The sequence below is a fragment of the Acinetobacter sp. CFCC 10889 genome (assembly GCF_003268395.1).
Lineage (GTDB): Bacteria > Pseudomonadota > Gammaproteobacteria > Pseudomonadales > Moraxellaceae > Acinetobacter.
The window spans coordinates 1-9,636 of record NZ_LQXQ01000085.1 but is presented as its reverse complement, the minus strand read 5'-3'; the positions used below and the strand labels follow the sequence as shown (position 1 = coordinate 9,636).

General features: G+C 41.1%; 16 protein-coding genes, 1 other RNA gene and 1 pseudogene. 17 read left to right on the top strand and 1 reads right to left on the bottom strand.

Annotated elements, in window-relative coordinates:
* Positions 1-507 (bottom strand): annotated as a pseudogene (locus AVJ19_RS19480) (hypothetical protein); the annotation flags it as partial.
* 149 nt (positions 508-656) lie between these two features.
* Between AVJ19_RS19480 and AVJ19_RS19475 the strand changes: the two are divergent.
* The 17 genes from AVJ19_RS19475 to AVJ19_RS19395 form a co-directional block, all read left to right on the top strand.
* Positions 657-923, top strand: a complete 267-nt coding sequence (locus AVJ19_RS19475; protein WP_111861235.1) for a helix-turn-helix domain-containing protein — start codon at positions 657-659, stop codon at positions 921-923.
* A 3-nt stretch (positions 924-926) separates the two neighbouring features.
* Positions 927-3,089 carry a Mu transposase C-terminal domain-containing protein gene (locus tag AVJ19_RS19470; protein WP_111861234.1) on the top strand — a complete coding sequence of 721 codons (2,163 nt, stop codon included), beginning with the start codon at positions 927-929 and terminating at the stop codon, positions 3,087-3,089.
* A 51-nt stretch (positions 3,090-3,140) separates the two neighbouring features.
* Complete coding sequence (locus AVJ19_RS19465) at positions 3,141-3,881, top strand: AAA family ATPase (RefSeq protein WP_111861233.1); 741 nt, start codon at positions 3,141-3,143, stop codon at positions 3,879-3,881.
* A gap of 17 nt (positions 3,882-3,898) precedes the next feature.
* Complete coding sequence (locus tag AVJ19_RS19460) at positions 3,899-4,582, top strand: hypothetical protein (RefSeq protein ID WP_111861232.1); 684 nt, start codon at positions 3,899-3,901, stop codon at positions 4,580-4,582.
* Positions 4,579-4,839: a hypothetical protein gene (locus AVJ19_RS19455; RefSeq protein ID WP_111861231.1), complete on the top strand. Its 261-nt coding sequence runs from the start codon at positions 4,579-4,581 to the stop codon at positions 4,837-4,839. The genes AVJ19_RS19460 and AVJ19_RS19455 overlap by 4 nt, the downstream gene beginning before the upstream one ends.
* A 9-nt stretch (positions 4,840-4,848) precedes the next feature.
* Positions 4,849-5,151 carry a LysR family transcriptional regulator gene (locus AVJ19_RS19450; protein ID WP_111861230.1) on the top strand — a complete coding sequence of 101 codons (303 nt, stop codon included), beginning with the start codon at positions 4,849-4,851 and terminating at the stop codon, positions 5,149-5,151.
* Between the two features lie 107 nt (positions 5,152-5,258).
* Complete coding sequence (locus AVJ19_RS19445; protein ID WP_171334249.1) at positions 5,259-5,468, top strand: TraR/DksA C4-type zinc finger protein; 210 nt, start codon at positions 5,259-5,261, stop codon at positions 5,466-5,468.
* A 13-nt stretch (positions 5,469-5,481) separates the two neighbouring features.
* Positions 5,482-6,099 (top strand): DUF3164 family protein, encoded by a 618-nt coding sequence (locus AVJ19_RS19440; RefSeq protein ID WP_111861229.1) that lies wholly within the window; start codon positions 5,482-5,484, stop codon positions 6,097-6,099.
* A gap of 31 nt (positions 6,100-6,130) precedes the next feature.
* Positions 6,131-6,403, top strand: a complete 273-nt coding sequence (locus AVJ19_RS19435) for an HU family DNA-binding protein (protein ID WP_111861228.1) — start codon at positions 6,131-6,133, stop codon at positions 6,401-6,403.
* Positions 6,404-6,489: 86 nt separating this feature from the next.
* An RNA gene (locus AVJ19_RS19430) (hammerhead ribozyme type II) lies at positions 6,490-6,556 on the top strand.
* Between the two features lie 79 nt (positions 6,557-6,635).
* Positions 6,636-7,355, top strand: coding sequence for a DUF2786 domain-containing protein (locus tag AVJ19_RS19425; RefSeq protein WP_111861227.1), 720 nt, complete (start codon positions 6,636-6,638; stop codon positions 7,353-7,355).
* Between the two features lie 2 nt (positions 7,356-7,357).
* Positions 7,358-7,564, top strand: a complete 207-nt coding sequence (locus AVJ19_RS19420) for a hypothetical protein (RefSeq protein WP_111861226.1) — start codon at positions 7,358-7,360, stop codon at positions 7,562-7,564.
* On the top strand, positions 7,561-7,986 hold the full coding sequence (locus AVJ19_RS19415) for a gp16 family protein (RefSeq protein WP_111861225.1): 426 nt from the start codon (positions 7,561-7,563) through the stop codon (positions 7,984-7,986). Before AVJ19_RS19420 ends, AVJ19_RS19415 begins: the two co-directional genes overlap by 4 nt.
* Entirely contained in the window at positions 7,979-8,392 is a 414-nt protein-coding gene (locus AVJ19_RS19410; RefSeq protein WP_111861224.1) for a Mor transcription activator family protein, read from the top strand. Before AVJ19_RS19415 ends, AVJ19_RS19410 begins: the two co-directional genes overlap by 8 nt.
* A gap of 120 nt (positions 8,393-8,512) precedes the next feature.
* On the top strand, positions 8,513-9,016 hold the full coding sequence (locus AVJ19_RS19405) for a M15 family metallopeptidase (protein ID WP_111861223.1): 504 nt from the start codon (positions 8,513-8,515) through the stop codon (positions 9,014-9,016).
* Positions 9,016-9,444: a hypothetical protein gene (locus AVJ19_RS19400; RefSeq protein ID WP_228203411.1), complete on the top strand. Its 429-nt coding sequence runs from the start codon at positions 9,016-9,018 to the stop codon at positions 9,442-9,444. The genes AVJ19_RS19405 and AVJ19_RS19400 overlap by 1 nt, the downstream gene beginning before the upstream one ends.
* On the top strand, positions 9,445-9,636 hold a 192-nt coding region (locus AVJ19_RS19395), incomplete at its 3' end, for a hypothetical protein (RefSeq protein WP_162626661.1).

Here is a 9,636-nt window from a genome sequence, read left to right as displayed (position 1 = left end):
CGTTGCTTCTAGTACGCCATCGGTGAGATCGAAGCATTGTTCTAACAGTTCTTTGTTGATCTCATTTGGCTGTAGTGGCGCTATATCTAGCAGTGGCATGCTTTGAATTTTGTCAGTAAATGCTGCTTTGATCTGCTCATGGTTAGCCACTGGATTTATGGATTGACCAGCATCTGCTTGAGGAAATGGCACACCTACACCATTTTGAACCCATAAAGGATAAGCCCCAGTTGCATTGGCAATTTTTTCTGCCACTGCACTATGCATAGTTTTATTATTTTTACTAAAAAAACCAAAAGCAGTTGAACGTGATAGCCCTAGACTAGTTGTCCAGCCATATAAAGATTCATTACTTCCTCTTGGGCGATTCCCATTCAGCATCAAATAATACATTCGCTTCTGAATATCAGTCATTTCATGTTCGTAATTAAACTCTTTGAATTGCGAACATGCATCAAAATTAAAATCAGCAAAATTCGCAATTAAATTTTCTTTATTATCAGTCATTTGCAAATTCCTATCCAAATTTGTTCGCAATTTATATTACGAACACTTTACAACGAACAAATTACGGCATATTCTACTGTTAGGTTCAACAAACGTTGATTCTAACGGTTTAAAAAAATGCCATTTCGGCACGGTTTAGGGAGTTCATTATGGGGCTTTTACAAGAAAACCCAACAGAACAAGTTTGGGATAAACATGCGATTAAAGCGGAAATCAATCGCAAAGGTAAAACTTTATCCGACCTTGCTCGTGAACATAATTTACCCGAATCAACTCTACGAAGTGCATTAGTAAAACCCACATTAAATGCAGAGCTTATTATCTCTAAATTTCTCGGAAAGCCTTTATTTGAGCTATTTCCAGAACGTTGGACTAAAGATAATAAACGTAAATATCCACGCTATAGTAAGGGCTAAAAAATGAAACAGTTCTACAGCGTTGCTGAATTACATGCCCTAGATTTGAACGGTTTTCCTAAATCTCGCAGAGGCATAGAGAAACTAGTACTCAGTAAGCAATTAAAGTATAGGGAAGTTGCGAGCCGAGGGAAAGGGGGATTAAGACGAGAATACGAACTAAATGAGGAAATAAAACAACTCATTTTAGTCATTGAACTTAAAGAAAGCGCAAAATTAGAAACCAATTACGAACAAAATAAACCTGTTTTACCTACAGCTAACGAACTTATGGATTGGCAAGTACAGATCGCAGAAAATCGTTTGTTTGTGGTTCGTTATGTGCAAGAGCAAGTCAGATCAGGTCGTAAAAAAACCAATGTCATTGAGCAAATGATTGTTGATGCTGATGCGGGGAGTTTATTGCCTGAAATTTTGGAAGCGATTTTAAAAGCCAATGCCAAGGCAGGTGATAAGCGTACTGTGAGCCGCCGTTCAGTGTTCGACTGGATCAAAGCGGTTGAAGATGCAGAACTGCATAAGATCAATGTTTTGTCTTTGCTTGCACCTAAAGCTCGTGCAGTTGCTGAGATTCCTGCTTGGGCGGTTGAGCTTTTGAAACTGTGGGGGCAACCACAAAAACCGACTTTGACTGCTTGCTTGGAACTGCTTCCTCAGTACCTTGGCAATGGTATTGCCTGCCCTAGTTATGCTCAGGCATATCGTTTTTTGAATGAAAAAATGGGCAATGTGGATGTGCAAAAAGGTCGCATGGGTAGCCGTGAGATCAAGAATATCAAAGGCTTTGTACGTCGTGATACTGAGAGCATGTTGCCTACTGATGTGTATACAGCAGATGGTCATTGTTTTGATGCTGAAATCGCCCATCCAATCACGGGAAAACCGTTTCGTCCTGAGATTACAGCGATTATTGATGTAGCGAGTCGTCGTATTGTCGGCTGGTCGATTGATTTATCAGAGAATAAATGGGCAGTACTTGATGCGATAAGGATGGCGGCAACTGAATGTGGCATTCCTGCGATGTTCTATGTCGACAATGGTTCAGGCTATAAGAATGCGGTTTTAACGGGTCGTGGCAACGGTATTTTAAGTCGTTTAAATGTCACGGTATCGCATGCCCTGCCATATAACTCGCAAGCCAAAGGTTTGATTGAGCGTAGCCATAAAACGTTGTGGGTTAAGGCTGCTAAGACATTGCCAACCTATATCGGCAAAGATATGGATGCGGAAGCAGGCAATAAAGTTCATAAGCTAACTCGTAAGGACATTATCCAATTTGGTCAGTCACAGGCTTTGATGAAGTTTGCCGACTTTGTAGTTTTTGCCGAGCAAGTGGTCACGGACTACAACAATAAACCGCATAGCAGTTTAAAGCGGATCACTGACCCAGTGACGATGAAGAGTCGTTATATGTCCCCGTTAGAAATGTGGACTGCATCGTTAGATGACGAGAACCCGATTGATCGAATCGACAACTGGGATATGGAGAACTTTTTCCGTCCAACGATTGAGCGCAAAGTGCGTCGTTGTGAGATTGAGTTGTTTACTAATCGTTATTTTCATCGTGATCTTGAACAGTTTCATGATGAGTATGTGCAGGTCGGTTATGACATTCATGACGCTGAAAAGGTCACTGTACGGGACATGGATGGTCGCCTGATCTGTATCGCTGTGTGGAATGCGAATAAGCGTGACTACTTCCCGAAAGCGGTCATTGAGCAAGCTCGTGAACAACGTGCTGCGGGACGTTTGCGTCGTTTAGCAGCTAAGCAAGCGGAAGTAGTTCAAGAGTTGAATCCTCAGCAAGTGATTGAACATCTTGAAAATCAAACCGTGATTACGTTCCCGAAACGTGAACGTGAAGAATTATTCAATGAATTAAACGCTATAGAGGTTCAACCAAAGCAACTGACTCAAGAAGTGAAGTATCAAATTTCTAATGAAATCGAAGATGTAGCTGTTGTCAGCCATCACGATGACAAACTTGAGCGTTGGATCGGTATAGATCAGAAAATTCTAACCAATCAGGACACAAATGAGGAGGATAAGAAGTTTTGGAAGACTTTCCAACTTTCAAAACTGTTTAAACGGATGTGTAAAGAAGATCAGCAGTTGCTTCAGCACATGGAAAATACTGAGCAACTGCGTATTTCAAACGGCTTTTAGTTTTGTGGGGCAAAACTAAAGAACAACAAACTTTTTTAAAGGATGCATTAAATGGGTAATTCTGTCAATAAAGGCATTGCCGAAATTCGTAACATCGCTTTGTTCTATGACTTGGTCAAACGTATGACTGAGCGTAGTGACAGCCTGCCTGGTCTTGGTGGCTTGTATGGTCCATCAGGCTTTGGAAAGTCTTTTGCAGCGAATTATGTAGCGAACAAGTTAGGTGCGTATTACGTGCAAGTTAAATCGACTTACTCGAAAAAGTCTTTTTTACAGGCAGTGTTACGTGAAATGTCGATTCCTGAGCCGAAAACCATCAATGACATGATGGAAACGGTTGCAGGTGAATTAGCAAAGACCAATAAACCTTTGATTATTGACGAGTTCGATTACTTGGTTGAAGGCAATAAAGTTGAAATTGTGCGTGATATTTATGAAGCATCACAGGGTACGATTTTAATTATTGGGGAGGAATTACTTCCTAAAAAATTAGAGAAATGGGAACGTTTTCATGGACGTGTGCACCACTGGGCAGGCGCTGAACCCACCAATTTAAATGATTGTCGCCTTTTGAAAGATGTTTATGCCACTGATATTGATATCGAAGATGTGGTCTTAGAAATGTTGATTGCAGCGGTCAAAGGCTCGACTCGACGTGTGTCCAGTAACCTCGAAAACTTATGTGAATTGGCACTTGAGCAAGGTGAGGACTCAGTCAATCTGAATAACCTTAAATCAATTTTGCCACATGGATTTATCACAGGCGAAAGCCCTAAACCACGTTCATTTTAAGTCAGGGAGTCGAAATCATGGATAGTAAGCAAAAAACGGCAAGACATTTAGTTAAAGGTGCAGTGTATCAATCACCACGTCAAAGATTATGGAATGAGATACGGAAATCAGGTCAACGCTTCTCGGTAAAAGAGATCTGTGCCATTGCAAAAGTGAATTATTTGAGTGCTCATGACTATGTCAGTGGTTTGAAGAAAGCGGGAATCATTGCTGAGATTGAAAGAGTGCCGTGCAAAGGTAAAAGCCGTGCCATTGTGACTATCTATTACAAGCTTGAAATTGATAAAGGCTATACAGCACCTGCTGTTCGTAAGAATGGAGAAATCATTGAAGAGCGTTCTTCATCACAAGCAATGTGGAATACCTTGCGTATTACCAAACAAGCTTTTTCAGCAGATGAACTTGCAAAAGTGGCAAGTACGGATGAACTGGCAATCAATGCCACCTCTGCAACGCAATATCTCAAAGCGTTGTTCCAAGCTGGCTATTTAGAAATCACTCGTAAACCTACTTATCGCAAAAATGGGCAAACAAAATATCGTCTTTTACCGAATATGAATACGGGGGCACGTCCACCTTCAGTACGACGTGCGCTGCAAGTTTTCGACTATAACTTGAGTCTGATCATGTACCAAGATACGCCAATTTTGGAAGCTGAGCGTAAGTATGGCGCAGAAATGGACGGGGAGTTTTTGGCATGAATCATTTATCAAATCTAAAACCTACAGATATAACACCTGAACAATTTGCACGTCATGAACGCCAACGACTGAACTTGGAGTTATCGAAGTGCACAAGGGAAATAACGCAATGCAAGCGTGAAGTGGCTCAGGCTCAACAAGCACACCGCCTCACCAAACTGACCTATAGATCAGTTGTGATTGCTTTGGTTTTACTCAATGTCATCACTTATGGAGCAATGCTTTATGTCAAATACAGCCAAGCTCAATTTATGTGAGCAGGAAGAGTGGAAGCGTTGGTCTATGCCCGTATTGAAGAAATCGGCAGCATGACCAAAGTGGCGAAGGAGCTGGGCTACGCCCGCCCTTCTCTCTCGCTGGCTCTGCGAGATAAGTACAACGGCAACACGGCACTCATTGAACAAAAAGTTTTAGAAACACTGGGATATTTTGAATGCCCATTTTTACAACGCAAGATCAGCCGACTGCAATGCCGTGCTTATCAGGAACGTGATGCACCAACGCAAAACCCTGCGGAAATGCGGCACTGGCGGGCATGTCAAAAATGCACTTATAAAATTGAAAAATAAGGATAAAGCAATGGATTTGAATTTTAAAAACGGTGTGGTTTTAAGTCTGTTGTTTTGGGTGGCGGTGATTGGCTTTGGTTTTTTTATTTTAACGTTTGGAGGTTGTCGTGGTTGATTTGGTAGAGATGGCTGAAGAATTTCAAGCCATGAACTTGCAAGAAAAAATCAATGCAAGAACGCAGTTTACAGTCCCAAGTCATGATGAGTGTGATGACTGTGGTGAAGATATTCCAGTGCAACGCCAAGCGTTAGGTGGTGTGACTCGTTGTATTGAGTGTCAAACCAAATTTGAAGCAAAGCAAAAACATTTTCGTTAATTAGGAATTATTTATGAATGCAGTTACTCAAATCCCCGACGGTTTCCGTCAAGACAGCAAAGGACGCTTAGTACCAGAAAGCTCTATCAAGCCGATTGATATTGTACGTGACGGTTTAGTCATTGACCTCGTTGGGCGAGTCAAAGTCGAACAAGAACGACTTAAAAAACTTAAAGCTATCGTTTTTGCGGAAATAGGTGCTTTTGTTGATATGTCATTGCAACAATTTGACGTTCATCTTGGTGGTAATAAAGGCAACATCACCCTGTATAGCTTTGATGGTCAATTCAAAATTATACGTCAAATTCAAGATACTTTGCGTTTTGACGAACGGTTACAAGCCGCAAAAATCTTGATTGATGAATGTATTCAATCATGGTCAGAAAGTTCAAATGATCATATCAAGACCCTTATTTTAGATGCTTTCCAAGTGGATAAGGAAGGTAAAATTTCAACAGGTCGTGTCCTCGGTTTACGTCGTCATAACTTTGATGATCCCAAGTGGTTGCAAGCAATGGATGCAATCGCTGAAAGCATCAACATCGTTGATAGCAAAAGATACGTTCGTTTTTATGAACGTGATGAAGACGGTAAATATCAAGCAATCTCGCTTGACTTTGCCAACGTGTAAAAACCTCAAACAACCAAAAGGTAGATGAATCATGAATAAAACTGAACTTGTCGCTGCGATAGCAGCAAAAGCGGGTCTAAACAAAGACCAAGCCTCTAAAGCGTTGAATGCTTTTGAAGATGCTGTGACTGACGAACTCAAAGCAGGTGGTTCTGTAGCGTTAGTCGGCTTTGGGACGTTCTCTGTGAAAGCCCGTGAAGCTCGTACTGGTCGTAATCCTAAAACGGGGGAAACACTCGAAATCTCGGCATCTAACGTCCCTGCGTTTAAAGCAGGTAAAGGGTTAAAGGAGGCAATTAATTGATAATCCAAGCCCCAACAATTGCTAATTATAAATTGCTAATCCGCAATTTACGTAAGCAAAAACTGCCTTTCAAAACCACTAAAAAATAGCGAAACACAGACTTCGGTCTGTGTCTGCCCAACGTTGCGGTTGGGTACTGATGAGCAGCTAAATTGGAGAGTAAATTGATTATTAAAACTGAAGAACAAGGGCAACTTCCGCAAGAAGTTATCGATGCAATTAAGGAAATGCCATGAACAAAAAAACCGTCATTGAAAAGATTAAAAAGTGTTTAGCACTGAGTAAATCGACAAACCAACATGAAGCCGCAGCTGCATTGCGTCAGGCAATGGCTTTTATGGAAAAGTACCAAATTGATCCAAGTGATCCTGATTTATTAGGTGTCACTGAAGCAAATATTTTAGGTAGCGGCTCTTTAAAACCCACTGTATTTGAGGTTGTGCTTGCGAATTCGATTGCAAAATTAATGGGCTGTAAAGCCATGCTGCAATCTGAAATGAAAGTAACCATAAATATGCGTTGGAAACGACAAGCAACGTGGGCTTTTATTGGCTTTGACCCAGCACCAGAAATCGCAAGCTATGCATTTGATGTGCTTTTTCGCCAACTTAAAAAAGCACGTACAAGTTTTATTTCAGAGTCTTTAAAACGAGTTCAAATTAAAGCAAATAAAATCAAACGTGCTGATTTATTTTGCGAAGGTTGGGTCATTGAAGCAACAAAACAAGTTGCCAATTTAAATCCCAATAAAGAAAAACTTGAACAAATTGAGGCTTATATCAATCAAAAACATAAAACAACGAATGGTAGTGTCAACGATAGAAATAAAAAAACCAATACAAACTCAGAACGCTATCAAAATGATTTAAATGCGGGACGCCAAGCGGGTAAATCAGCAAAACTAAATCATGCTGTAAATAAAGGGCAAGATTTTGAAAGGTTAGGAGTTTAAGGATGCTTATACTTGCCTATTTTTTTGTTTTTCTTGTGGGTTTAGTCACTTGCTTTAGTGAAGCTAAAAAAGCTTGGTTCAACCAAAAACTATCACAAAATACTGCACATCAAAAGCGTGGTTATGTGCTGAAAGCCTTATGCTCTGCGGCTATTGGTTGCCTTGGCATCGGTGGCTTGATTCAAGCAACTATGGGAGTGTTTGTATGAAAAAGACTTCACGTAACTCTCGCCTCGCTGCAATCCACATGGGTAAAAAACAGCTTGGGCTAGATGATGATACATACCGTGACATGCTTGAGCAGATTGGCGGCAGCCGATCTGCCAAAGACTTGGATGATGATGGTCTAGTAAACGTGCTTAAACACATGGAGTCTATTGGTTTTAGTAAAAACACTGCTGCTAAAACAGAGTTTGGACAAAAACCTGATGTGAAAGAAAGTAAAGAAAAACTTGTCAATAAAATCGAAGCCTTACTTGCTGATGCAGGTCGGCATTGGAACTATGCACATGGCTGCGCCAAAAATATGTTTGGTAAGGAACGTGTACAGTTTTGTACGGAACATCAACTTTGGAAAATTGTGGCAGCGTTAGAAAAAGACAAGCAACGGAGGGTAAAGCAAGATGGATGAATTTTTAGATAAACTTCCTCAGTCTCTACAGACCATCGTTAGACTGACGGATTTAAGCACTGCCCTCGTTTTGGTGAAGAAATTTGGAGGACAAAATCTACATATCCCGACCACAAAAATGGTCAATGATCGCCATGAACTAGCATATTTGATCGGCTTTAATAACTTGATGCAAATCTGTAGATACTGGGATGGGGATACAATCTATATCCCACTTGCTGCGGATTATGCTCAGTTTTTAAGAGATGAAAAAATCAAACAAGACAGTGCAACTTTGAGCAATGATCAACTTGCTAAGAAGTACAGTGTCAGCAATCGTTGGATTCGAGAGATTAAACGTAGACAACGAGAACCTGAACAGGAAAAGAAAAAAGATGACAAACAGTTGGATATGTTTGGATTTTGATCCTTAAAAAGCCGCTTAAAATAGCGGCTTTATTTTTGTCTAAGGGAAGCCGTTCCCCCTAAATTTTAGAACGATAAAAAACAAAAATAACAGTAAGTTAATTTATAAGGGATGATTACCATGTCTGATAATCAACCAAAATTTATTTTATCCAAGCTCAGTCGTTCACGTCTGGAAGGTGTTCATGCTGACCTCGTGAAAGTGGTTGAACGTGCCATTGAACTGACTGAAGTGGACTTTCGAGTCAATGAGGGTGTGCGTACTCAATCTCGTCAGAAACTATTGGTCGCACAAGGTGCAAGTCAAACATCAAATAGTCGACATCTAACTGGTCATGCGGTGGATCTGCTGGCACTAGTCAAGGGTAAGCCATCGTGGGACTGGAATTATTATTACAAAATCGCTGAAGCGATGCGTCAAGCTGCTGATGAACTCAAGATCAAAATCGAATGGGGTGGCTGTTGGGGCACAGTGATGTCGCAATATGCTCCACTTGCTAAAGATAGCAAATTAGGTTCTGTCAGTGAGCAAGCGAGTCGAGGCTATGTTGCTGCCCGTAAAAAAGATGGACGTTCTGCCTTTATTGATGGTCCGCATTTTCAGATTCCTTGGGGAGCAAAATAATGGCTAAACCTACTCGTAAAGCCCCTCAATCTGTCAAAGTGCAGCGTCGTATTGATGATGCTGTACAAGCTGCAATTACAGATAAAAACCAGCAGCTTTCAAATCAAGCCAAGCGTCATCAGAAGCGGGTTGAAATGCTTGAATGTGAGTTAGCAGCAGCTTCAGCTCAGTTTGTATCGGCTGAATTGGTGCAGCATAAAGTGGGCTGGCTTGTTCAAAACTGGCGTAAAGGTTGGCTATGGCTGTCGAATTGGGTATTTGCAGCCATTGGCTATATCGCTGTGTTTGGTATCCCACCTGAAGTGATGGCGTTATTGCCTGCCCAATCCCAGACCAAAGTGATTGCAGTATTGTCGGTTTTGGGTGTGATTGCTCGCTTTATTGACCAGAGCCGTAAAAAGCCACTACCCAATGTATTGGAGGCTTAAATGTCAAAAGTTACTTTCTCTGCAAATGCAATCGTGGCACTGGCTGGCTTCGTTTTGAATAACTATGGGCACATCAAAGAAACGGTCATTGCTGGTATCGAGCTGACCCAAAAAACCTATTCTAACGTCAAACTCACCACGGGCAGTATTTATCGTTTGCTCAGTACAACTGCTGAAGCAATGCAAGCTGTC